23 protein-coding genes and 1 tRNA gene are annotated in these 21851 nt (G+C 69.8%); 12 read left to right on the plus strand and 12 right to left on the minus strand.

Annotated features, from left to right (window positions below):
* Positions 1-106: 106 nt before the first annotated feature.
* Complete coding sequence (locus ASE56_RS10655) at positions 107-583, minus strand: YbaK/EbsC family protein (protein ID WP_056229039.1); 477 nt, start codon at positions 581-583, stop codon at positions 107-109.
* A gap of 207 nt (positions 584-790) precedes the next feature.
* Here ASE56_RS10655 and ASE56_RS10660 point away from each other — a divergent pair, with 207 nt between their 5' ends.
* Positions 791-1864: a Glu/Leu/Phe/Val dehydrogenase family protein gene (locus ASE56_RS10660; RefSeq protein ID WP_056229042.1), complete on the plus strand. Its 1074-nt coding sequence runs from the start codon at positions 791-793 to the stop codon at positions 1862-1864.
* A gap of 63 nt (positions 1865-1927) precedes the next feature.
* On the opposite strand, the gene ASE56_RS10665 is transcribed toward ASE56_RS10660, so the two are convergent.
* Both ASE56_RS10665 and ASE56_RS10670 read right to left on the minus strand, forming a co-directional pair.
* Positions 1928-2266: an Lsr2 family protein gene (locus ASE56_RS10665; protein ID WP_056229044.1), complete on the minus strand. Its 339-nt coding sequence runs from the start codon at positions 2264-2266 to the stop codon at positions 1928-1930.
* A gap of 209 nt (positions 2267-2475) precedes the next feature.
* Positions 2476-2823, minus strand: a complete 348-nt coding sequence (locus ASE56_RS10670) for an Lsr2 family protein (RefSeq protein ID WP_056229047.1) — start codon at positions 2821-2823, stop codon at positions 2476-2478.
* A 170-nt stretch (positions 2824-2993) separates the two neighbouring features.
* On the opposite strand from ASE56_RS10670, the gene ASE56_RS10675 reads away from it, so the two are divergent.
* From ASE56_RS10675 to ASE56_RS10685, 3 genes are all read left to right on the plus strand, one after another.
* A complete protein-coding gene (locus ASE56_RS10675) occupies positions 2994-4493 on the plus strand; it encodes an amino acid permease (protein WP_056229810.1) in 1500 nt (499 codons plus the stop codon).
* A 274-nt stretch (positions 4494-4767) separates the two neighbouring features.
* A complete protein-coding gene (locus tag ASE56_RS10680; RefSeq protein ID WP_056229813.1) occupies positions 4768-5511 on the plus strand; it encodes an ABC transporter ATP-binding protein in 744 nt (247 codons plus the stop codon).
* Entirely contained in the window at positions 5493-7079 is a 1587-nt protein-coding gene (locus ASE56_RS10685) for a hypothetical protein (RefSeq protein ID WP_056229050.1), read from the plus strand. The genes ASE56_RS10680 and ASE56_RS10685 overlap by 19 nt, the downstream gene beginning before the upstream one ends.
* Positions 7080-7113: 34 nt before the next feature.
* On the opposite strand, the gene ASE56_RS10690 is transcribed toward ASE56_RS10685, so the two are convergent.
* Positions 7114-7701: a LysM domain-containing protein gene (locus ASE56_RS10690; protein WP_162234506.1), complete on the minus strand. Its 588-nt coding sequence runs from the start codon at positions 7699-7701 to the stop codon at positions 7114-7116.
* Between the two features lie 91 nt (positions 7702-7792).
* On the opposite strand from ASE56_RS10690, the gene ASE56_RS10695 reads away from it, so the two are divergent.
* The 3 genes from ASE56_RS10695 to ASE56_RS10705 all read left to right on the plus strand — a co-directional run bounded on the left by ASE56_RS10695 (position 7793) and on the right by ASE56_RS10705 (position 9465).
* Positions 7793-8233 (plus strand): VOC family protein, encoded by a 441-nt coding sequence (locus tag ASE56_RS10695; RefSeq protein WP_056229054.1) that lies wholly within the window; start codon positions 7793-7795, stop codon positions 8231-8233.
* Between the two features lie 2 nt (positions 8234-8235).
* A complete protein-coding gene (locus ASE56_RS10700) occupies positions 8236-8619 on the plus strand; it encodes a VOC family protein (RefSeq protein ID WP_082450426.1) in 384 nt (127 codons plus the stop codon).
* A 210-nt stretch (positions 8620-8829) separates the two neighbouring features.
* Positions 8830-9465, plus strand: a complete 636-nt coding sequence (locus tag ASE56_RS10705; protein WP_056229815.1) for a DedA family protein — start codon at positions 8830-8832, stop codon at positions 9463-9465.
* Between the two features lie 173 nt (positions 9466-9638).
* Here ASE56_RS10705 and ASE56_RS10710 read toward each other — a convergent pair.
* The 4 genes from ASE56_RS10710 to galU all read right to left on the minus strand — a co-directional run bounded on the left by ASE56_RS10710 (position 9639) and on the right by galU (position 12558).
* Positions 9639-9714: transfer RNA gene (locus ASE56_RS10710), tRNA-Ala, on the minus strand.
* Between the two features lie 149 nt (positions 9715-9863).
* Entirely contained in the window at positions 9864-10925 is a 1062-nt protein-coding gene (locus tag ASE56_RS10715) for a hypothetical protein (protein ID WP_056229060.1), read from the minus strand.
* Between the two features lie 100 nt (positions 10926-11025).
* The gene (locus ASE56_RS10720) at positions 11026-11649 is read right to left on the minus strand and encodes a GNAT family N-acetyltransferase (RefSeq protein WP_056229062.1); all 624 of its coding nucleotides are present in this window, start codon (positions 11647-11649) and stop codon (positions 11026-11028) included.
* Positions 11650-11664: 15 nt separating this feature from the next.
* Positions 11665-12558: a UTP--glucose-1-phosphate uridylyltransferase GalU gene (galU, locus tag ASE56_RS10725; RefSeq protein ID WP_056229819.1), complete on the minus strand. Its 894-nt coding sequence runs from the start codon at positions 12556-12558 to the stop codon at positions 11665-11667.
* Positions 12559-12620: 62 nt separating this feature from the next.
* On the opposite strand from galU, the gene ASE56_RS10730 reads away from it, so the two are divergent.
* Genes ASE56_RS10730 through mscL form a run of 3 tightly spaced genes read left to right on the plus strand, consistent with a single transcriptional unit; the run spans position 12621 to position 13958 of the window.
* Positions 12621-13217 (plus strand): 5-formyltetrahydrofolate cyclo-ligase, encoded by a 597-nt coding sequence (locus ASE56_RS10730; protein ID WP_056229066.1) that lies wholly within the window; start codon positions 12621-12623, stop codon positions 13215-13217.
* 17 nt (positions 13218-13234) lie between these two features.
* Positions 13235-13504 (plus strand): FmdB family zinc ribbon protein, encoded by a 270-nt coding sequence (locus ASE56_RS10735; protein ID WP_056229069.1) that lies wholly within the window; start codon positions 13235-13237, stop codon positions 13502-13504.
* Between the two features lie 34 nt (positions 13505-13538).
* A complete protein-coding gene (gene mscL / locus ASE56_RS10740; protein WP_056229073.1) occupies positions 13539-13958 on the plus strand; it encodes a large conductance mechanosensitive channel protein MscL in 420 nt (139 codons plus the stop codon).
* Positions 13959-14033: 75 nt separating this feature from the next.
* Here mscL and ASE56_RS10745 read toward each other — a convergent pair whose 3' ends face one another.
* Positions 14034-14270 (minus strand): hypothetical protein, encoded by a 237-nt coding sequence (locus tag ASE56_RS10745; protein WP_056229076.1) that lies wholly within the window; start codon positions 14268-14270, stop codon positions 14034-14036.
* A gap of 7 nt (positions 14271-14277) precedes the next feature.
* A complete protein-coding gene (locus ASE56_RS10750) occupies positions 14278-17985 on the minus strand; it encodes an AAA family ATPase (protein ID WP_176786387.1) in 3708 nt (1235 codons plus the stop codon).
* Between the two features lie 199 nt (positions 17986-18184).
* Between ASE56_RS10750 and ASE56_RS10755 the strand changes: the two genes are divergently transcribed.
* Positions 18185-18718 carry a methylated-DNA--[protein]-cysteine S-methyltransferase gene (locus ASE56_RS10755; RefSeq protein ID WP_056229080.1) on the plus strand — a complete coding sequence of 178 codons (534 nt, stop codon included), beginning with the start codon at positions 18185-18187 and terminating at the stop codon, positions 18716-18718.
* A gap of 62 nt (positions 18719-18780) precedes the next feature.
* On the opposite strand, the gene ASE56_RS10760 is transcribed toward ASE56_RS10755, so the two are convergent.
* Positions 18781-20397, minus strand: a complete 1617-nt coding sequence (locus ASE56_RS10760) for a cation acetate symporter (RefSeq protein ID WP_056229084.1) — start codon at positions 20395-20397, stop codon at positions 18781-18783.
* On the minus strand, positions 20394-20747 hold the full coding sequence (locus ASE56_RS10765; RefSeq protein ID WP_056229087.1) for a DUF485 domain-containing protein: 354 nt from the start codon (positions 20745-20747) through the stop codon (positions 20394-20396). The genes ASE56_RS10760 and ASE56_RS10765 overlap by 4 nt, the downstream gene beginning before the upstream one ends.
* Positions 20748-20887: 140 nt before the next feature.
* Here ASE56_RS10765 and ASE56_RS10770 point away from each other — a divergent pair, with 140 nt between their 5' ends.
* Complete coding sequence (locus ASE56_RS10770; protein ID WP_056229091.1) at positions 20888-21739, plus strand: LuxR C-terminal-related transcriptional regulator; 852 nt, start codon at positions 20888-20890, stop codon at positions 21737-21739.
* The last annotated feature ends 112 nt before the right edge of the window (positions 21740-21851 follow it).

The raw sequence follows: 21851 nt of genomic DNA on the forward strand, positions 1-21851 counted from the left end.
GAACCGCCGCCGCCCGGTCCCTCCCCGTTCATGGGGCGCTGAAAACGGCCCCGGGGCGTCAAAAGAGGCCCCGGGGCCACGGCGAGACGCCGCGCCGGGCCCCCGCTCAGGCGACCCGCGTCACCGTCCCGCCGGTCAGCCGCACCAGCTCGTCGAACGTCAGGGGGAACACCGTGTGCGGCGTGCCGCCCGCGGCCCAGATCTCGGGGAATGCCGCGAGGTCCTCGTCGACCACCGTCGTCAGGGGCGCGGGGTGTCCGGTCGGCGCCACTCCCCCGATGGGCTGGCCGGTCGCGGCGAGCACCTGTTCGGGGGTCGCCCGGCGGATGCCGCCGCGCCCGAGCCGTTCGGCGAGAGCCGCCGTGTCGACCCGGTGCGCGCCGCTGGTCATGACGAGCAATGGCTCGTCGTCGCTCCAGAACACGAGGCTGTTGGCGATCGCGCCGACCTCGACACCGACGGCGGCGGCCGCGAGCGCTGCCGTCGACGCGGCACCCGGCAGCACGACGATGCGCCCGGCGATGCCCGCCTCCTCGAGGGCGGCGGCGACCAGGCGACTACGGGCGGAAAGGGCGTCGGTCATGCCCGACAGCCTAGAGCGAGCCCCGCCGCGGGCCGGACGCGAGCGCGGGCCGGCCATGTGCGCTCGCGCGGATCGTGTGGTCTCGGCCGAGGCGCCGCGGGGCCGCTCGCGTGACGCCCGCCGACGGGTCAGAATAGATCCCGGATGCCGCAACGCCGCGGCATCCGCACAGTGCCGCCCACAAGGCGACCGACGACAAGGAACGCGATGACAACCGCTCTGCCCCTGCCCGATTTCACCCACGAACGCGTGGAGGTGATCACGGGGCGACGCAGCGGTCTGTTCGTCGCCGTGGCCCTGCACTCGTCCGTCCTCGGCCCCGCTCTCGGCGGCGCGCGCCTGTGGACCTACCCGTCGTGGACCGACGCGCTCGGCGACGCGCTCCGCCTCTCGGCCGCGATGACGCTCAAGAACGCCGCCGCCGGCCTCGACGCGGGCGGCGGCAAGTCGGTCATCGGACTGCCGGAGGGCGCCGTGCTCGACGCCGACCGGCGCCGCGCCGCGTTCCTCGACCTCGGTGACGCGGTCGAGAGCCTGGGCGGGCTGTACCGCACCGCCGAGGACGTGGGTTCGACCACCGAGGACATGCTCGTCGTCAGCGAGCGCACCGCGCACGTGGTCGGGCTCCCCGACACGGTCGGCGGCTCGGGTGAACCGGCCGGTCCCACGAGCCTCGGCGTGTACGCCTCGCTCGTCGCGACCCTGGAGCGTGCCGTCGGAACCGGCGCCGTGGCCGGGCGCCGCGTCACCATCGCCGGTCTCGGCCAGGTGGGCAGCCGCCTTGCCGAGCGTCTCGCCGGCGAGGGCGCCGTTCTCACCGTCACCGACGTGAATCCCGCCAAGCGCGCTCTCGCGACCGAACTGGGCGCGGCGTGGGTCGAGCCGAGCGAGGCGCACCTCATTCCCGCCGACGTCTTCGTTCCCGCGGGCATCGGCGGGGTGCTCACCGACGACGTGATCGACGCCCTCGACGCCCGCTCCGTCTGCGGTCCCGCGAACAATCCTCTGGCCGACCGCTCCGGCGCCGACCGTCTCGCCGCCCGGGGCATCCTCTACGCGCCCGACTTCGTCGTCAACGCGGGCGGGGTCATCTACCTCGACCTGGTGGCGAAGGAGCGCGGCAGCCTCGACGACATCATGGGGCGCGTCGCCGGCATCGGCGACACCGTCCGCCGCGTCTTCGACGAGGCGGCGAACCGGGGCGTGACCCCGCTCGCGGCAGCAGAGGGACTCGCCGCGGAGCGACTCGCCGCGGGCGCAGGACGCACCGCGCTCGTCTGACCGGAAGAAAAGAAGAACCGGATGCCGCCTCGACGGGGCATCCGGTTCTTCGCGTTCGGGGGTTTAATGCGCGGCGTCGGATGCCGCGAGGACAGTGGCGGAAATGCGTCCGCGATCAGTGATCGAGAAACCGTTCTTCTGTGTCCAGGAACGCACGTCGATCACATCGCGGGTCGGAATGGCCCGCCCGCGCGGGGTGCGTCGCGGAGGAGACGGAGAAGAACCGACCGGGCGCGCGGCCGTAATGTACGGCCCAAAGTCGTCGCGCAGTTTGTCTGCATTGTCAGAAGCCAGATCGATTTCATAGGAACGCCCTTCCAGAGAGAAGGTCACAGTCGTTCTGTCTTCGATGACCGAACCGTCGAGGTCGTCGATCGTCTGCATGATGTGCTTTTTCGCCATGTCGCGACCATAAGCCGCCGACGAGGCGCATTCCGGGCTGCGGTTTGGGAATTCACCCGCCGACTCGTCCGCTTTCACCGACCCCCGCCCTGCGCGGCGCGTCCGCGATTCCACGCGGGTGACGCAGCACGCGACAAGCTGCGGGGGCGAACATCGTCATGCTCTCGGCCGTCGCATTCACGCCCGGCCGAGAGGAGAACAAGCGAGGTTCAGGAATTCGCCTCGGCGTACGCGTCGAGAATCGTCGCGGGAACGCGACCGCGATCGCTCACGGTGTGTCCGTTCGCGCGCGCCCATTCCCGAACGGCACCGAGATCGACGTCGTTCGAGCGGCGAGCAGCACGGGGGCGGCGCGCGGACGAATTGCCACGGGACACCGAACGAGCGGCATCCACGAACGGGGCGATCGCCGAATAGAACTTGTCCGCATTGCGGTCGGAGAGGTCGATCTCGTAAGCGCGACCTTCGACGGAGAAGGTGATCTGCTTTCCCTGGCCGTCTTCGAGAACAGAGCCGTCGAGGTCGTCGACGAGGTGCGTGATGTGCTTCATAGCCATAATACGAAAAACCTTACACCCGCATTCAATGAATTTCCCGCATTAGTCATCTCTGATAAAGGCGCGACTGTCGAGCCCTCCCCGAAGATAGGCACCGCGCCCGTCGGGGGACTATCCTCCCTGGGTGGTGTTCGCTCCCTGGACATCGCTCGAGACAGAGGATGCGTCGCGTGAGTCTTTTCCGAACCAAGTCGGTGGAGCAATCCATCGCCGACACCGATGAGCCGGAGTTCCGGCTCAAGAAGTCCCTCAGCGCCGTCGACCTGACCGTCTTCGGTGTCGGCGTCGTGATCGGCGCGGGCATCTTCACCCTGACCGGTCGCGCCGCCAACGAGGTCGCCGGCCCGGCTGTCGTGATCAGCTTCATCATCGCCGCGATCGCGTGCGGTCTCGCGGCCATGTGCTACGCCGAATTCGCCTCCACCGTCCCCGTTTCGGGATCGGCGTACACCTTCTCGTACGCCTCGCTCGGCGAACTCTTCGCGTGGATCATCGGGTGGGATCTCATCCTCGAGATGTTCCTCGGCGCGAGCGTCGTGGCCCAGGGGTGGAGCGCCTACCTCAGCACCTTCCTTCAGCAACTCGGCATCGTCCTGCCCGAGGCGGTGAGTTCCGGCGGTGTCGTCGACGTGCCCGCGATCCTTCTCGTCCTGGTCCTCGGCGGCCTCATGACGGTCGGCATCAAGGAGTCCCTCCGGGTCAACCTCGTGCTGGTGGCCGTGAAGCTCTTCATCGTGCTGTTCGTCATCGTGGCCGGCATCCTCTTCATCAATCCGGCCAACTACACCCCCTTCGTCCCGCCGTCGGTCCCCACCGAGTCGGCCTCCGGCCTCACCCAGCCGCTGTTGCAGTTCCTCTCGGGCCTCGAGCCGGCGACGTTCGGCGTCGGGGGCATCCTCGCCGGTGCGGCCCTGGTGTTCTTCGCCTACATCGGTTTCGATGTCGTGGCGACGACGGCCGAAGAGACCAAGAACCCGCAGCGCGACCTGCCGATCGGCATCATCGCCTCGCTCGTCATCTGCACGATCCTCTACTGCGCCGTCGCCGTGGTCGTGACCGGCATGGTGCCCTTCGACGAGCTGAACCCGAAGGCCGCCCTCGCCGAGGCGTTCGCGTCGCGTGGCCAGACGTGGATGGCGACGGTCATCGCCGCCGGCGCCGTGGCGGGTCTGACCACCGTGGTGCTGACGCTGCTCATCGGCGCGACGCGCATCATCTTCGCGATGTCGCGCGACCGGCTGCTCCCCGGCGCTCTCGCCAAGGTGCACCCGCGTTTGCGCACCCCGTGGGTCATCTCGATCGTGGTGACCGTGATCGTCGCCCTCGTCGCGGGCCTGACGCCCGTCGGCATCCTCGAAGAGATGGTCAACATCGGCACCCTGTCGGCGTTCGTGCTCGTCTCGATCGGCGTGATCGTGCTGCGCCGCAAGCGCCCCGACCTCAAGCGCGGATTCCGCGTGCCGTGGAGCCCGGTCCTGCCGATCCTCTCGGCCGCCATCTGCACCTACCTCATGCTCAACCTGTCGGTCGAGACGTGGTTGCGGTTCCTCATCTGGTTGGCCCTGGGCTTCGCGATCTACTTCGCCTACTCGCGCAGCCACGCCCGTGTCGGGACCGGAGCGCCGCTCGACCCGACCAAGCCGAACGTCGTCTCGCCTCCGAAGGAGTGACCCGATAGGACACCGGATGCCACGCCCCCGTCGTTCTCAGGACGCTCGGGGGCGTGGCGCTCCGGGGCGGATGAACATCGCTCTCGTCGCCGTTCGGGTCGAGGTCATCGACGCCATCCGGTACTGAGAACGCAGAGTTGCGCAGCGGGGCTGGGAATGCCCCGCTGCCCGCCGATAGGTTCGAGGAGTGACCGACATCCCTCGTGACGTCCCCCCGCCGTCCGCCCTGCCCGAGGCGGTCGCGCCCCGCGCCTCGACCGACTCCCGCCCGGCGATGCAGGTGACCGGTCTGGCCAAACGCTTCGGTCAGAAGGTCGCGGTCGAAGGCCTCGACCTCGTCGTTCCGACCGGGTCGTTCTACGGCCTGGTCGGCCCCAACGGCGCGGGCAAGACCACCACGCTGTCGATGGCGACGGGACTCCTGAGGCCGGATGCCGGCACGGTCGGCATCCACGGAGTCGACGTCTGGACCCACCCGGTCGAGGCGAAGAAGCTTATCGGCAATCTCGCCGACGGCGTGCGTCTGTTCGACCGGCTGACCGGCGAGCAACTCGTCACCTACACCGGCATGATGTTCGGCCTCACGCGCGAGGAGGTCGGTGCCCGCACGGCCGACCTGCTGCAGATCATGGACCTCACCGAGGCCGCGGGCACGCCCGTCGTCGACTATTCCGCGGGCATGACCAAGAAGGTCGCCCTCGCCTGCGCTCTCGTGCACGCCCCCCGCCTGCTCGTCCTCGACGAACCCTTCGAGTCCGTCGACCCCGTGTCGGCGGCCAACATCGAAGACATCCTGCGCGGCTACACCGCCTCGGGCGGCACGGTCATCGTCTCGAGCCACTCGATGGACCTCGTGCAACGCATGTGCGACCACGTCGCCATCATCGCGCAGGGCCGATTGCTGGCATCCGGGACCGTCGACGAGGTCCGCGGGGGACAGACCCTTCAGGACCGCTTCGTCGAGCTGGTCGGCGGGCGCCACCACGCGGAGGGGCCGCAGTGGTTGCGACAGTCCTGAAGATCCGGTTCCGCGTGCTGGGCAACACCCTGTCGCGGAGCCCCATGCAGTTGGTCGGCTTCATCTTCGGCGTCATCGGTGCGGTCTGGATGCTGTTCCTCGCGGGCGTCGGCCTCTTCTTCGTCGGAACGCTCGACCTCGACATCGCGCGTGCCGTCATCACCTTGGCGGGCGCGGTGCTGACCCTCGGGTGGGTGGTGGGACCGATCTTCGCCGCGGGGCTCGACACCACCCTCGATCCCGCGAAGCTCGCACCGTTCCCGATGACGACCCGGCAGATGATGGTCGCGATCACCGCGGGTGGGCTCACGGGCGTGCCCGGGATCACCACCGCGATCGGATCCCTCGCCGTGTTCCTCGTCTGGGCCCGCTACCCGGCCGCGGCCGTGGCCGCCGTCGTGTGCGTCCCCCTCGGCGTGGTGATCTGCGTCGTCGCGTCGCGCGCGGTGGCCGCTCTCGCCGCGGGCATCGGCGGGGGCCGCCGCACGCGCGAGGTCGTGGGTCTGGTCGGGTTTGCCCTCGTCATCTTCGCGAGTCCGCTCTTCATCGGGGTCACGAACCTGCTGTTCTCGGCGAGCGAGCAGGGGGCGCAGCTGCAAACCGTCGTCTCGGCGCTGTCGTGGACCCCGGTCGCCGCGGCGTGGGCCGTTCCGGGCGACCTCGCCGCGGGGGCGTGGATCACGGGGCTCCTCAAGCTCGTCATCGCGGCCGCCACCCTCGCGCTGCTGTGGGTGCTCTGGCGGCGGAGCCTGGCGGCATCCCTCGTCGGTCCTCCGGCACGCGTGGCCACGCGTCGCCGGTCCGGATCGCTGGGGTGGTTCGGCATCATGCCCTCGAGTCCCGTCGGGGCGACCTGGGCGCGCTCACTCACGTCGTGGACGCGGGACTTCCGGTATCTGCGGCAGTTGCTGCTGATCCCGTTCGCCCCCGTCCTCGTTCTCGTCTACTCACGCGGCGATCTCGACGGGCCGTTCTTCGCGGCCTCGGGCCTGCTGGTCGGATTCTTCGCCGGCATCCTGGCGTACACCGACGTGTCGTACGACGGCACCGCCTTCGCCACGGTGATGCAGACCGGTATCCGCGGGCGCGCCGACCGTCTCGGGCGCATGCTCGGATCGGCGACCGTGAGCATCCCGCTCGTGCTACTCGCCGATGTCGTGACGCTGGGGATCGTCGGCAGGTGGGAGCTGCTCCCCGCGGTCATCGGCGGCTCGATGGGCCTCACGCTGGTCGGCCTCGGTGTCAGTGCCGTGAGCTCGGCCCTGCTCGTCGTTCCCACGCCCGCCCCCGGCGACTCGCCCTTCAAGCGCGTGCCCGGGTCGACGTTCACGATGTTCCTGGCGTTCTTCCTGTGCTGGGCTCTCGTCGCCGTGCTGGCGCTGCCCGCCGTGATCCCCGCCGTGATGGCCGTCTTCTTCGGAGTGACGGGCGCCGGATGGGTCTCGCTCGCGATCGGACTGCTCTGGGGCGCGATCGTCTTCGCGGGCGGCGTGTTCATCGGCGGCAAGCGTTTCGATGCGGGAGCCCCGACGTTGCTCGCTCAGCTGCGGGCGTTCCAGGGCGCCTGACGACCGGATGCCACGTGCCGGTCCCGGCGGGCGATCACCGGGCGTAGGGGTAATCGAAGACGAACCCCGGGACCGCCGCGGGATCCAGCACCAGCACCTGACCGGGTTGGATGGCGGTGCTGCCCGGGATGCCGTTGAGCGTGGTGAGGGACATGCCGTTCCAGATGCAGAACCGGTCGCCGATCGCCGTGGGGACATCGCCCGGGGCGACCGTGTAGGTGGCGATCCGCCCGTCATCGGCGAACGCGGGGGTCCCCGCCGCGAACTCCCTCACGCCCGTGTCGACGAGCTTGCCGAACAGGCTTGCGGTGGGCGCCTGACCGTCCTGACTGCCCATGTGGATGTAGGCGGATTCCGCGCAGTCGCCGAAGCCGCCACCGGGAATGTACGTACCGTTCCCGACGTGGACGTACCCCTCGGGAGGCCCGTAGGGATCGACCGGCGCTGCGGATGCCGACGGCGTCGACGGATCGCTCGGAGTCGACTCCAGCGACGAGGTGAGGCCCGCGGCCACTGAGGCGACGGTCCCCAGCGGCGCGAAGGCCGGCACCGTCAACGCCGCCAGTCCCACGACCACCACCGCGCACACAGCGCCGGCGACGACGGTGGCAGACGGCTTCATGGTCTCGAGCATGGCAGGCGGCGGCGGCCGGCGCCATCGCCACGCACGGGTCTAGGGTGAGGGCCACCACCCGCCGCCGGAAGGATGCCTCATGGCCACCTCGCTCGTCGTCTACATCTCGTTCGCCGGAGCCGCCCGCGAGGCGATGACCTTCTACGAGTCGGTCTTCGGCGGAGAGCTCAAGATCAGCACGTTCGGCGACTTCGGCATGGCCGATGCCCCCGCCGACGGCGTGATGCACTCCGAGCTGCGCGCCGACGGCTTCACCGTGATGGGCGCCGACGCCTTCGGCGAGCCCGAAGGCGGCTGGGGCGCGAACCGCGTGCACGCGGCCTTCATGAGCGACGAGCTCGATCGCGTGCGCGGCTTCTACGACCGCTTCGTCGAGCGCGGCGCCGAGGTCGTGCAGCCGCTCGAGAAGCAGATGTGGGGCGACCTCTACGGCGAGGTGACCGACCCGTGGGGCGTGGCCTGGATGTTCAACATCGCCGCCCCCAGCGGCTGGGCCGAGAGCGAGAGTGTGAGCTCGTGAGCATGCGCCTGGAGCTGGTCCCCCTGCCCGTGTCCGACGTCGACCGGAGCATCTCGTTCTACCGCGACGTCGTGGGCTTCGTCCTCGACCACGACGTCTCCCCCGGAAACGGCATGCGTGTCGTTCAGCTCACCCCGCCCGGCTCCGCCTGTTCGATCGCTTTCGGCGTCGGAATGGGGGCTGGGACGCCGGTGTCGAACATGCACCTGGTGGTCGAAGACCTGGACACCGTTCGCGCGGACCTCGCGGGGAAGGGCCTCGAGGTGACGCCGGTGCAGGACACGGGCGGCGGGGTGCGCTACGCGTTCTTCGCAGATCCCGACGGCAACTCCTGGGCCCTGCAGGAGATCCGTGCGGGCGCGCGGCTTCCCGAGCCCGCGTCGTAGGCACCGGCCGCGCCATCAGGCGCGGTTTCGAGGAAGCTTCGGATGCCGCACCGCCCGCCATTCACCCGCGCTTCGTCCGCTCATCCTTGGATTCTTGGCGACTCCTTAGAGCGCGTGCGTTAGCGTCGCCCCGGGCCCCGGCGCCCGCGAACCCACGCGCGCCGGATCGAATCGGGGAGCGAACCTGCCGTGACCATCCACTCCGTCGCCATGGCGACCGGGATCCTGCCCGACGCGGCGTCGATCCTCCACGCTTTCGGGCCCTGGGTGCTCGGGGGCATCGCGCTGCTCATTTTCATCGAGTCGGGCGCGCTGTTCCCGTTCCTGCCCGGCGACTCCCTGCTGGTCACCGCGGCGGTGCTGGCCGGCCCTCTCGGCATCCAGCCCTGGCAGGTGCTGCTGGTCGGCATCCCCGCCGCGATCCTGGGCGATCAGGTCGGATACTGGCTCGGTCGACGCTTCGGACGCCGCCTCTTCCGCGAAGACGCGCGCGTGCTGCGCCCCGAACGTCTGCACGATGCCGAGCGTTTCTTCACCCGGTACGGCGGCGGCTCCCTCGTGCTCGGACGCTTCGTGCCGATCGTGCGGACGTACGTGCCGGTGGCAGCCGGGACCGCGCATATGCACTATCGCCGGTTCCTCCTGTGGAACACCCTGGGCGCCACGCTCTGGGTCGTGGCCATGACCCTCATCGGTCTGCTTCTGGGCGGCATCCCGTTCATCGTCGACAACATCGACGTCCTCATGATCGTGATCGTGCTCATCTCGGTACTACCCGTGATCATCGCGATCGTCCGCAAGACGGTCGCCTCTCGCCGGGCACGCGCCGCGGCGGAGGCCGACTGAATCGGAGACGTCCATCGGACGAGGGGCCGAGGGCATCCGAGCCCTTGCTCCTCACCGCCGTGCGGAAGAAGCCCGAGGGCGCTGGCCTACAGCGCTAAGGTGCGCACATCCCCGAAGAGTCCGGCGACAAACGAAGAAGGCCCCCGCTGAGCGGAGGCCTTCTTGTGGTGTTCTGGTGGACCTGAGGGGATTCGAACCCCTGACCTCCTCGATGCGAACGAGGCGCGCTACCAACTGCGCCACAGGCCCGGAAACCTCGTAAACACTATCACGTCATTCGCGCCCACCTCGACGCGCGCTGCCCCCGTCGAGCACGCGACGAGCAACGTATGCCGCTGACAGCATCGGTCGAGAGGGAGATCGACGGAGCGAGCCCGGCACCCGCGAACGGGCCGGCGTCACTCCCCCGACGCGCGACGCGCCAGGAGCCGCTGAACGTGATCCTGGATCTCCGATTCGTCGACGTACCCCATCGCGGCATACGGCGACGGAGCGGGGGCGACAGCGGCCGGACGAGCCGTCTCGATCGGGGTGGGAGCCTGCTCGGCGGCGAGCTCGCGCGCGGCCTCCTCGCGGGCGGCGGCGCGCAGCGCCTCGCGGGCGATCTGCTCGTCGACCACGGCGGCGGCACGCGACCCGGCCGACGCGACGAGCGGGCGCGGAAGCTCGCGAGGCGTCCACGTGGGGCGCGGCTCGGGCACGAGGGCGACGTCCTGAACTTCTGTCGCGACCGTGCGCGTCGCCACCGACGTCGTAACGGACACAGGCGCCGTGCGGGCGGCCACGACCGAGATGCGGCGGAGGACGACGAGGGATGCCACGACGACGACCGACCCGAGAGAAAGTAGCACCGGAGCTCCCCCGGTGACGACCTGCGCGAGGCCGACCAGCGCGGCAACAAGGCCCGCAAGGCCCACCGTGGTCACGCTCAGACGGAAGCGGCGGCGAGCACGGACTCGACGAGCCTCGGGGCGCGCAACGGCCGCGGCGCGCTCGGCGTGCGCCCGCTCGACGGCGGCGGCACGCTCGGCGCGGGTCTTCTCGAGCGCGGCAGCGCGTTCGGCGCGAGCGACCTCGACGGCCGCGGCACGCTCGGCACGAGCCAGGTCCACGGCCGCGGCGCGCTGCTCCTTGACGACATCGCGATCGCGGGCACTCTCGAGACGAGCCACCTCGAGTCGTGCCTTGGCCGCGGCGAGCTCGGTCTGGGCCTTCTCGGCCTGGATCTGGCGCGCGAGCTTCTGCTGTTGGTGGGCGGTGCGGGCCGTCAGCTCCAGGCGGACCTCGCGGGGCGTCTCGGCTGTCTCGGCGAGCACGCGCAGCGCCTGGTTGAGACGCACGGCATTGCGTTCGGCGGAGGTGAACCGGTGACGGCTCTGCCACGACGGAAGCAGATAGACGAGCCAGAGCGCGACCGCGACGAAGACGATCACGCCGCCGCTGAGAACCTGCCCACCCATGCCATAAAGGTAGGTCACCGAGAGATCACACCTCGGCATCCCCCGGCGTGTCGCGACGAGACTTTCGCCGCGTACCGGAGGCGGATCGCAACGGAACCGTTCAGACCCGATCCGAAGGAGGAACGCGAGCGGCATCCGGCGGGACCTGCCCCCGCACGTATCGGTCCAGCACCCCGTACGGAACCTCTTCGCGCACGAGGGCGAAGGCGTAGTGGTCGCGCCAATCGCCGTCGATGTGGATGTACTTGCGGCGCAACCCCTCGTAGCGGAAGCCGAGCTTCTCGACCACGCGCAGGCTGGCGTGGTTCTCGGGCCGGATGCAGATCTCGACGCGGTGCAGGTTGAGCTCGGTGAAGCACACATCGGTCGCCATCGCCACGCTGATCGTGGTGATGTTGCGACCCGCGAACTCCTCGGCGACCCAGTACCCGATCGTCGCCGACGCCAGCGACCCGCGCGACACGCCCCACACATTCAGCTGCCCGGCGACGTCGTCGTCCCACGCCATCACGAAGGGGACGCCGACGCCGTCACGGTACTGCTGCAGGAGACGACGGATGCCGAGGCGCATGTCGAACGACACGGGACCGTCGGGGCTGGTCGCCTCCCACCGCTTCAACCACGAGCGGTTGTCGATCAGCTGCTGCTGGAGGACGCGCGCATCGCGATTGCGGATGAGACGGATCGACACGTCGCCGTGCCGCCGGGGGACGGACAGATCCATGGCGTCTTGCCCGGGTCAGAGACCCTGCGCGAACTCCTTGAACCAGGGGCGGAGGGCGGGGCCGAGGTCGTCGCGGTCGGCAGCCAGCTGCACGATCGCCTTGATGTAGTCGACACGGTCGCCGGTGTCGTAACGACGCCCGCGGAAGACGACGCCGTACACGCCGCCGCCGTCGCCACCACCGGTCGCGAGCTCTTCGAGAGCATCGGTCAGCTGGATCTCGCCGCCCTTGCCGGGCTCGGTGCGCTCGAGGATGTCGAAGACATCGGGACCGAGAACGTACCGACCGATGATCGCCAGGTTCGAGGGCGCGTCTTCGGCCTTGGGCTTCTCGACGAGCTGCGTGACCTTGACGACGTCTTCTTCGTCGGTGGCCTCGACGGCGGCCACGCCGTAGAGGTGGATGTGGGCGGGATCGACCTCCATCAGCGCGATGACGGTGGCACCGCCGCGCTTGTCGTACTCGTCCATCATCTTGGTGAGCAGCGGGTCGCGCTCGTCGATGAGGTCGTCGCCCAGCAGGACGGCGAAGGGGTGGTCGCCGACGTGGCTGCGCGCACGCAGCACCGCGTGACCCAGACCCTTCGGCTCGCCCTGACGCACCATGTGGATGTCGGCGAGCTCGGACGAGTGCTCGACCTTGGCGAGCTTGTCGTCATCGCCCTTCTCGCGCAGCTTCGCCTCGAGCTCGGGCATCGAGTCGAAGTGGTTGGCGATGTTGTTCTTGTTGCGACCGATGATGATCAGGACGTCTTCGATGCCGGCGCCGGTGGCCTCTTCGACGACGTACTGGATGGCCGGCTTGTCGACGACGGGCAGCATCTCTTTGGGCATCGCCTTCGTGGCGGGCAGGAAGCGCGTACCGAGTCCGGCGGCCGGGATGACGGCCTTGAAGGGCTTATGAGGCATGGGCATACCTTAGCGGGGTCCTACGACACCGCCGGTAACGCGCCCGCCCGTAGACTTAACGCATGCCGGATCGTATCGAGCAGGCCAAGCGCGCACTGCGCGCCGATCTGCGCGAACGCCGCCAGACCATCTCCGCCCATGCGCGCGAGGTGGCCGCGGCCGGCGTCACAGAGCAGCTCGACGCCCTCGTCGCCCGCCTCGGCGCGCGCAGCATCTCGTGTTTCCTGTCAACCCCCACCGAGCCCGGCACGCACGCCTTCGTCCGCGCGGCGGTGGGGCGCGGCATCCGGGTCCTGCTCCCGATCACCCGCGAAGACGGTCTGCTCGACTGGAGCGTGGCCACTCCCGACACCGAGATCACCGAGGGACTGTTCGGGCTTCCCGAACCGATCGGTGACGTTCTGGGGCCGATCGCCGTCAACGACGTCGACCTCCTGATCATCCCGGCTGCCGCCGTCGATCACCAGGGCATGCGTCTCGGCTGGGGCCGCGGCTACTTCGACAAGACCCTCGGCTCGATGGAGAAGTGCCCGCCGGTGTACGCGGTCATCTTCGACTCCGAGCTCATCGACGACGTGCCGCGCGACGTGCACGACCAGCCCGTCACGGGCGTGGTCACCCCCACGCGCACGCTTCCGCTCGCCGCCCACACCTCCTGAACACCCGAAGGACGCTCATGCCCACCTACTCCTACGCCTGCAAGCAGTGCGGTCACCGTTTCGACGCGGTCCAGTCGTTCGCGGACGCCGCCCTCACCGAGTGCCCCGAGTGCGGCGGCGAGGTGCGCAAGCAGTACGGATCGATCGGCGTGACGTTCAACGGCTCGGGGTTCTACCGCACCGACTCCCGCAGCTCCACCTCCGGCGGGTCCGGTAGCGGCTCGACCGGTTCTTCGACATCATCGAAGTCGGAATCGAAGTCGTCCGCCCCGTCCTCGGCCTCCTGAGCCCGAGTCGGCGCGGCCTGAGAGGAGCCAGCGCATGATCAAGGGATTCAAGGAGTTCATCCTCCGCGGGAACGTCATCGACCTCGCCGTCGCGGTGGTCATCGGCGCGGCGTTCACGGCGGTCGTCAACGCCATCGTCGCGGCGGTCATCACCCCGCTGATCGAGGTGTTCTACAAGCCCGCCGAGAACGGCGAGGTCGGGCCGACGATCACGGGCATCTACGGGCAGGAAGTGGTCTTCCCCCTCCCCACCCTGCTCTCGGCGATCATCAGCTTCTTCGCCGTGGCGATCGTCGTCTACCTCGTGTTCGTCTACCCGATGAACCGGTGGAAGGCCATCGCCGCCGCGCGCGCCGGGGTGAACGAGCCCGCCTCGGACGAGCCGAAGCTGCCGACGGAGCAGGAGCTGCTCGTGCAGATCCGCGACCTGCTGGAGCGCCAGAACAAACTCTGAACCGATATCGCCCCACCCTGACGGCGTCCGCGCCGGGATCGCATCCCGGTCCGGGCGCCGTTTCGTCTGCGCGGGTCAGTAGTGCGGCGGGACGTCGCGCATCATGCGCTCGTCGTTGGGGCCGGATGCCGCGGGCCGCGCACCCGTCCCGCGCGCGGGATCATCGGCCGGCGCCGGTTCGGCGGTCGTGCCCGGGGCGGCGAGAAGGCGCGCCCGACGAGCACCGCGGACGCGGACGACCGGCTGACGCTCGGTGCCGCGACCGCTCGTCACGTCCGCCTCGGGGACGGCATCGTGCGGGGTGTCGCTCATCACGCGCTCAGTCGGGGAGATCGAGCGACTCGGTGGTCGCATCGGGGGCGACCGCGTCGTCGGGAGCGATCCCCAGGAGCTCCCCGATACGGGATGCCACGCCCGCGGGGTCGCTGTACAGATCGAACGCGTGCACGCGCACGTAGTGCCAGCCGAGGCGGCGGAGGATCTGCGGCCGCAGACGGAGGGTCTCGCGGAGGGATTCGCCGATGGTCTCGGGATCGCTCTCGGCCACCACCGCCTTGCCCTGGTAGCGAGCGACGAGGGGAAGCAACCCGCGGTAATCGACGTCGACCTCGATGCCGAGTCTGCGCAGCTCGCGCGCCAGGGCGCGGGTCAGCGGATCGGCGAGGTCTTCGAGGCGCGTCTCGCGGCTGCGCGACGCGACATTGCCGAGAATGCCCATGAGGGTCGCGGCACCGTGCTCGAGGCGGCCGTCGTCGAACGCCGAGGGACGGATCGACGACACGATCACCATCGAGCGGCGAGCACGCGTCATCCCGACGGTGAGCAGTCGCTCCCCATCGGGCGTCGACAGGTCGCCGAAGTCGCTCAGTACGCGACCGTGGCGCGTGAGACCGAAGCCGAGCGAGAACACCACGCGGTCGCGACTCTCGGCCACGGACTCCTCGAGCGTCAGCACGGCGAAGGGCTCGGCGGCATCCCTCGAGATGAACTCGGCGACGTCGGAGCGTCCGGCCAACGCCGCCACGACCGAGGCACGCACGCGCTCGGCGTGCTTGCGGCTGGCGGTGACGACCATGAGCGATTCGGACGCCCGGTTCACGGCGTGCTCGACGACGAGCGTGACGACGCGGGCGACCTCGGCATCGGGGCTCTCGACCGCGCCGCTGACGGGGTCGGGGGCACCGACACCGCCCTCGACGTAATCGACGCTCAGGCTGCCGCGGCCGAGGTACGAACCGGCCCAGGGAAGCGAGACGATCTCTCCGCCGTAGAAGGCGTCGTTCACCAGCTGCGAGAGATCCTCGCCGCCGGCGCGGTAGCTGCGGGTGAGCGTCTCGACGGGCAGCAGCTCGGCGATGCGCTCGAAGACCGAGGTCTCGTCGAAGGGGACCTCGTCGGCCTCGTCGGGGCCGGCGGCGATCGACGCGCTCACGCGGAAGGGGGTGGGCTTCTGCACCACCGGGTCGCCGAACAGCACGACCTGGCGAGCCCGGCGCAGGGCCGGGGCCGCCTCGGCGAGGCACAGGGCCGCGGCATCCGCGATGATGACGACGTCGAACGCGAGATCGGTCGGAACGTCGGGAACCTCGTACGGCGACGCGAGCCACACCGGCGCGAGCGTGCGCAGCAGGGTGGGCGCGGCATCCGACATCTCCTGCGCCGTGTGCAGGCCGTCCTTCAGGACGCGCTTGAGGGCGGCCGCCTCGTCGGCGTGATCGACGATGCCGATACGCCACTGCGTCGCGAGCTGAGCGGCGAGCAACGGGCCGGCCGCAGCGGCGTGGGCCTCGTCGACGAGTCGGAAGTCGCGCTCGAGACGGTCGACGACGCTCGTGTTCGCACCGAGAAGAGCACGGTCGGTGCGCAGCAGGTGCTCGAGGGCCGACTGCCACCACGCGAACTCGAGTTCGGCCCCCACGCGCTCCTCGGGAACGTGGCGCACCGAGAGCTCGACGAGGAGCTGCTCGAGACCCAGGCGCGCGAGCTCGGAACGCAGTTGCGCGCGCTCGACGAGGTTGTCGAAGAAGGTCGACTCCGCGGCGAGACCGGCGAGGGTGCGCACGAGACGCTGCACGGGCAGGGTCGCGAGGCGCTCGGAGCCCTGACGGCCGAGGATCTGATCGAGTTCGCCGAGCAGGGCGTCGGTGCGCTGCCACGCGACGTGGACGTCCGCGAGACCCAGCGGCACCTCGGGGGTGACGCCGGCGTCGACGACGCGCTGCCACTCCGTACGCTGCTGCTGGATGCGCACGAGCGCCTCGTACATGTCGGGCACGTGGACGCCCGGGCGCACGTACTCCTTCGACAGCCGCTTGAGGCGACGACGGTTGGGACCGCTCATCGCGGAGGCGTCGCGGCGCGGCGAGTGCGCGTCGATGAGCTCGCCGAGCGGACGCTCGAAGACACTCGGGCTGAAGCGATCGAGCGACTCGCGGATGCCCTGCAGGAGCTTCAGGTACGACCCGAGCTCGGACACCGTCTGGAACGGGCGCATGCGCGTCTGCGCGATGAGCTCGTACCCGCGCTCGAGCAGACGAGGAACGTCGCTGCTGTGGAGCTTGCCCGCGAGATCGTGCGCCGCACGCGCGTCCTCGGTCCGCGAGAAGCTGACGCCGTACCAGGGCGAATCGTCGGGCCCGAAGCGGAACTCGCCGAGGCGCGCGGCCATCGCGAGCGCCCGGGCCGCGGCATCCCGTCGTCCGGCGAGTCTCTCGAGGGTCGCGAGATCGAAGCGGGCCTCGGTCGACGGAGCGGGAGAAGTGGATGCCAACGACGTCAGCGCGCGCAGGATGTCGAGCGCCGAGACGCCCAGCGCCAGGTGCGGCTCGGTCACGGCGGAGCGGTAGTCGCGCAGGACCGTGCGCAGACGCACGAGGGCGTCGTCGATCTCGGCGACCTTCGGCTGGTCGGCCTTCTCGTTGCGACCGATCGCGCGGATGAGGTCGCGACGCACGTGGTTCGGAGAGACGGCGAGACCCGTGAGGCCGACTCCGGCCAGACGGTGACGGATGCCGTCGAGCGTCGAGCGACGGGCACTGACCACGAGCACGCGCTTGTTGTCGTGGACGAGCTGCCCGATCGCGTTGATGACCGTCTGCGTGCCGCCCGTGCCGGGCAGGGTGTGCACGGCGAGCGACTGCCCCGCGGCGATGCGGGCGAGGACGCGCTCCTGCTCGGCATCCGCGTCGAGGAGCAGGGTGTCGGCAGCGGGAGTGCGCTCGTCGGGGCTCACGACCTGCGGGTCGTCGCGACGCACCGTGATGCGCGCGCGGTCGTCGGGGTGACCGGCGAGCGCGTTCAAGAGGGTGTGGTCGAGGTCGTGCGTGTCGCGAGCCATACCCGATCCGACGTCGGCGAACGACGAGATCACCAGACGCGGGTGCACGACGAAGGTCGGCACGTGCGAAGTGAGGCGGCGGATGTGGTCGATGACCGGCTGCGGCTTGAACACGCCCTGGTCGTAGGCGAGGCCCGCGAGAGCCGCGGGATCGATCTGGATGCCGAGGTGCGTGCGGAACGCGCGAGCGAGCTCGGGGTTCATGACGAACGCGCCGTGCAGCTTCAGTTCGAAGTCACCGTGGTGGCGGCGGATGGCGAGCGGGCGCAGGAGGACCGGAGCGGACCACTCCACTCCCCCGATCTTCCACGCCGACAGGCCCACCGCGAGGTGCACGGGCTCGAGGCCGCGCGCGGTGCGCAGCTCGACGTTCTTCGCCGTGATGCGCTCGGCGGCCATGCGGGCCGTGCGCAGGGCCACCTCGTCGCGGAAGAGGTTCGACAGCATCGTCGCGCGACCCGTGATGAACTGCGGGAGCGAACCCGGGTGCGCCTTCGTGATGTCGATGCCGGCATCGCGGGCGTCGTCGAAGCGCAGGAGGGTCGAACGTCCGCCGAGAGCCGCAGCCTCGGACCGGATCCGGTCGCGTTCGGGGTCGGCCACGTGGCGAACCACGATGCCGGGTTCCGACAATCGCAGGTCGCCGGGATCGACGGACGACACCGTCTCGTCTCCGTCAGTGCCGATCACGGCACCGTCCTCAGCTCGCCACACACCTGTCAGACTAAGCCGGGCAGTGCGGGATCGTGCGCAGCGGGCCCGAGTTTCGCGGTAATCGGCGACACGCCGCGCCACCGGCTCTTCCTCCCCAGGTAGGGAGTCGGCGAGATCCTCCCCATTCGCGCGCGATCGCGGCGCACGCCCCGGGCACGGTCATGAGGATGAGCGTATGAACAGAGTCACCAGCACCGAATACGACAGCCCCGTCGGGCCGATCCTGCTGACCTTCGTCGACGACGCCCTCGTGCGTCTGAATGTGGCCCTCGACGGTCTCGAGCTCGCGCGCGCCGAGATCGCGCACCGTCTCGGGGTCGTCCCCGAGCACCATCAGCCCACGGACCACCCCCTGGTCTCGCAGCTCGAGGAGTACTTCGACGGGACGCGACGGGCCTTCGATGTCGCCCTCGACTGGCGCTTCGCCCGCGGATTCACCCGCGCTGCGCTCGAGGCCACCCTCGAGATCCCCTACGGCGAAGTCGCCTCGTACGGCGAGGTGTCGATGATGGCCGGGGCCCCGCGAGCAGCCCGCGCGGTGGGAACGGCGTGCGCGTCGTCGCCGTTCTCGATCGTCGTCCCGGTGCACCGGGTCGTCCGCGCCGACGGCTCGATCGGCGAATACGGCGGCCACCCCGAGGTGAAGGAATACCTGCTCTCGCTCGAGAGCGACGTGATCCTCGGCGAGACCCTGCGCGCCTCGGCCTGAACGCCCCGGGCGCCGCGCGCGACGATGCCCGGCCTCGCGATGCGGGACCGGGCATCTATCAGTCAGTGATTCGAGGCCTTCTCGGCGCCGTAACCGGTGAGGGAGCGGACGTCCATCTCAGCGGCCTTGCGCGGATCCTCCGGCGTCCGCGACGTGACGGACCCGAGCCACCCGAGGAAGAACCCGAGCGGAATCGACACGATGCCGGGGTTGTTCAGCGGCCAGATCGCCACACCCGTGTTGGCGAACACGCTCGTCGCGGTCCCCCAGAACACCGGCGAGAGGAAGATCAGCACCAGGGCCGATCCCAGACCGCCGTACATGCTCCAGACGGCACCGCGAGTGGTGAAGCGGCGCCAGAAAAGCGAGAAGAGGATCGTCGGCAGGTTCGCCGACGCCGCGACCGCGAAGGCCAGCGCCACGAGGAACGCGACGTTCTGCCCCTGCACGCCGATGCCGCCGAGGATCGCGAGCACGCCGATCACGATGACCGTGCGCCGCGCGACCTTGACCTCGCCGTCAGGCGGGACGTCGCCCTTCTTCACGACGTTCGCGTAGATGTCGTGCGCGAACGACGCGGCCGCCGTGATCGTGAGGCCGGCCACCACCGCCAGGATCGTCGCGAACGCCACCGCCGAGATGAACCCGAGCAGGAGCGGCCCGCCGAGAGCCAGGGCGAGCAGCGGCGCCGCCGCGTTCACTCCCCCGGGCGCGGCGAGGATCGTCTCGGATCCGACCATCGCACCGGCGCCGTAGCCCAGGACGAGGGTGAGGATGTAGAACAGACCGATCAGCCAGATGGCCCACACCACCGAGCGACGCGCCTCTTTCGCGGTGGGCACGGTGTAGAAGCGCATCAGCACGTGCGGCAGACCCGCGGTGCCGAGCACCAGGGCCAGCGCGAGCGAGATGAAGTCCCAGGGGTTCTTGCCGTACTGCAGGCCCGGCGCAAGGACGGCATCACCCTTGGGAGAGGCCGCCACCGCGCTCTCGAGGAGCGTGTTGAGGTTGAAGCCGTTGATCGCCAGCACCCAGACCGTCATGACGATCGCGCCGCCGATCAGCAGGAACGCCTTGACGATCTGCACCCAGGTGGTGCCCTTCATGCCGCCGATGAGGACGTACACGATCATCAGGATGCCGACCACCGCGACGACGATCGACTGCCCGACGCGCTCGGTGATGCCCAGCAGCAGCGACACAAGGCCACCGGCTCCGGCCATCTGCGCGAGGAGGTAGAAGAAGCAGACGGCCAGCGTGGTGATGGCCGCGGCCATGCGCACCGGCCGTTCCTTCAGACGGAACGACAGCACGTCGGCCATCGTGAACTTGCCGGTGTTGCGCATCAGCTCGGCGACGAGGAGCAGCGCGACGAGCCACGCGACGAGGAAGCCGATCGAATAGAGGAAGCCGTCGTAGCCGTTGATGGCGATGGCGCCGACGATGCCGAGGAACGACGCGGCCGACAGGTAGTCGCCGGCGATCGCGAACCCGTTCTGCGGCCCGGTGAACGAGCGACCCGCGGCGTAGTAGTCGGCCGCGGTCTTGCTGTTGCGGCTGGCCCGGATGACGATGAACAGGGTCACGGCGACGAACGCCCCGAAGATCGAGATGTTGAGCACCGGGTTGTTCTCGACCGTCTGCACGGCCGCCTCGATGCTGGCGAAGACGTCGTTCATGCGCGGCCCCCGTCAGCTCGCTCGAGTTCGACCCGCAACGCCTCGGCCCCCGGGTCGAGGCGGCGGTTGGCATACGCGACGTAGCCCATGGTGATGGCGAACGTGGTGACGAACTGGCCGAGCCCCAGCACGAGCCCCACCGTGATGGCTCCCGAGACCGGCTGCGCCATGAACTCCGGCGCGAACGACGACAGCAGAACGTAGACGAAGTACCAGACGAGGAACGCCACCGCGAGGGGGAAGACGAAGCTGCGTTGCCGCTTCTTCAACTCCCGGAACGGGGCGGACTCCTCGACCGCGATGTAGTCGACGCCGCCCTTGTGGGCTTCGTCGATGCGACGGTCCGTCATGTGGCCTCCTTGCCTCATGAGTGCGACGCAACGCTGCGTCGAACGGCGGAAAAGTCCGGGTCGGCCGCTGCTTCCCCGGTGATAGGGTCGACGCTACGAAACGCGGCGACGAAGCCGTCACCCCCGGAAGTAGGTAGTGCGTGAGTGCACCCTCCACACTTCGAGACGATGCGACCCTCGTGTCGCACGCGGTCGCCGAGCTCGCGCGCCGTACGCACTTCCCCGTCGCCTTCGGCGGGTTGGAGCACGACGGCGCCGTCCACGTCAGCACGATCGTCGGCGCCCGCACGCGCAGCATCGAGGGCCTCGTCGTCCACGCGTCGCGGGGCCTCGGCGGCCGCGCCCTCGTGGAGCGGCGCCCGCGCATGACGCTGGACTACCGCACGTCTCGCTCGATCACCCACGACTACGACCGCGCCATCCTCGGCGAGGGGATCGCCACGCTGTTCGCCGTCCCCGTCCTCGTCAGCGGAGCGGCTCGCGGAATCCTGTACTGCGGATCGTGGGCGCAGGCCCCGGTCGGAGACATCGAGGCGCGCCCCGCCTTCGACGTCGCCGGCGAGCTCGGCACCGAGCTCCGCGTGCGCGCCGAAGTCGAGCGGCGACTGGCCTCGGCCCCCGGCCCCGAGAACGGACTCGGCGCCGGAGCGCGCGAGGAGATCCGAGAGAGCTACGCCCAGCTGCGCAGCATCGCGGCGAGGGTGTCCGACGACGCGGTGCGCCGTCGCCTCGAAGACGTCGAAGCGCGTCTCGCCGCCCTCACCGGAGACGCCGGCGACACGGCATCCGATTCCGAGGTGCACCTGTCCCGTCGCGAGATCGACGTGCTCGCGTGCGCCGCGGTGGGGTCGACGAACGGCGAGATCGCGGCATCGCTGCACCTGCGCGAGACCACGGTCAAGTCGTATCTCGCCTCGGCGATGTCGAAGCTCGACGCCTCCACGCGTCACGCGGCGGTGACGCGGGCGCGGCGCGCCGGCCTGCTGCCCTGAGTCCGGTCGAGAGGCCGGTGGGAAAACCCTGGCAATGACGGCCTGAGCTTGAGCGCGGCTCGGATTCTCGGCATCGTGGCTGACTCCTGTCGTCGATCAGAGAAGGAGAGTC

Source organism: Microbacterium sp. Leaf203, assembly GCF_001421275.1.
Classification (GTDB): domain Bacteria; phylum Actinomycetota; class Actinomycetes; order Actinomycetales; family Microbacteriaceae; genus Microbacterium; species Microbacterium testaceum_A.

Excerpts from the sequence above, each read along its gene's own strand:
- mscL (WP_056229073.1), top strand. The coding sequence starts at position 13,539 with ATGATCAAGGGATTCAAGGAGTTCATCCTCCGCGGGAACGTCATCGAC.
- ASE56_RS10745 (WP_056229076.1), bottom strand. The coding sequence starts at position 14,270 with ATGAGCGACACCCCGCACGATGCCGTCCCCGAGGCGGACGTGACGAGC.
- ASE56_RS10715 (WP_056229060.1), bottom strand. The coding sequence starts at position 10,925 with ATGGGTGGGCAGGTTCTCAGCGGCGGCGTGATCGTCTTCGTCGCGGTC.
- ASE56_RS10720 (WP_056229062.1), bottom strand. The coding sequence starts at position 11,649 with ATGGATCTGTCCGTCCCCCGGCGGCACGGCGACGTGTCGATCCGTCTC.
- galU (WP_056229819.1), bottom strand. The coding sequence starts at position 12,558 with ATGCCTCATAAGCCCTTCAAGGCCGTCATCCCGGCCGCCGGACTCGGT.
- ASE56_RS10765 (WP_056229087.1), bottom strand. The coding sequence starts at position 20,747 with ATGACGGACCGTCGCATCGACGAAGCCCACAAGGGCGGCGTCGACTAC.
- ASE56_RS10680 (WP_056229813.1), top strand. The coding sequence starts at position 4,768 with ATGCAGGTGACCGGTCTGGCCAAACGCTTCGGTCAGAAGGTCGCGGTC.
- ASE56_RS10700 (WP_082450426.1), top strand. The coding sequence starts at position 8,236 with ATGCGCCTGGAGCTGGTCCCCCTGCCCGTGTCCGACGTCGACCGGAGC.
- ASE56_RS10655 (WP_056229039.1), bottom strand. The coding sequence starts at position 583 with ATGACCGACGCCCTTTCCGCCCGTAGTCGCCTGGTCGCCGCCGCCCTC.
- ASE56_RS10690 (WP_162234506.1), bottom strand. The coding sequence starts at position 7,701 with ATGAAGCCGTCTGCCACCGTCGTCGCCGGCGCTGTGTGCGCGGTGGTG.
- ASE56_RS10695 (WP_056229054.1), top strand. The coding sequence starts at position 7,793 with ATGGCCACCTCGCTCGTCGTCTACATCTCGTTCGCCGGAGCCGCCCGC.
- ASE56_RS10730 (WP_056229066.1), top strand. The coding sequence starts at position 12,621 with ATGCCGGATCGTATCGAGCAGGCCAAGCGCGCACTGCGCGCCGATCTG.
- ASE56_RS10755 (WP_056229080.1), top strand. The coding sequence starts at position 18,185 with ATGAACAGAGTCACCAGCACCGAATACGACAGCCCCGTCGGGCCGATC.
- ASE56_RS10665 (WP_056229044.1), bottom strand. The coding sequence starts at position 2,266 with ATGGCGAAAAAGCACATCATGCAGACGATCGACGACCTCGACGGTTCG.
- ASE56_RS10760 (WP_056229084.1), bottom strand. The coding sequence starts at position 20,397 with ATGAACGACGTCTTCGCCAGCATCGAGGCGGCCGTGCAGACGGTCGAG.
- ASE56_RS10670 (WP_056229047.1), bottom strand. The coding sequence starts at position 2,823 with ATGGCTATGAAGCACATCACGCACCTCGTCGACGACCTCGACGGCTCT.
- ASE56_RS10705 (WP_056229815.1), top strand. The coding sequence starts at position 8,830 with ATGGCGACCGGGATCCTGCCCGACGCGGCGTCGATCCTCCACGCTTTC.
- ASE56_RS10735 (WP_056229069.1), top strand. The coding sequence starts at position 13,235 with ATGCCCACCTACTCCTACGCCTGCAAGCAGTGCGGTCACCGTTTCGAC.
- ASE56_RS10660 (WP_056229042.1), top strand. The coding sequence starts at position 791 with ATGACAACCGCTCTGCCCCTGCCCGATTTCACCCACGAACGCGTGGAG.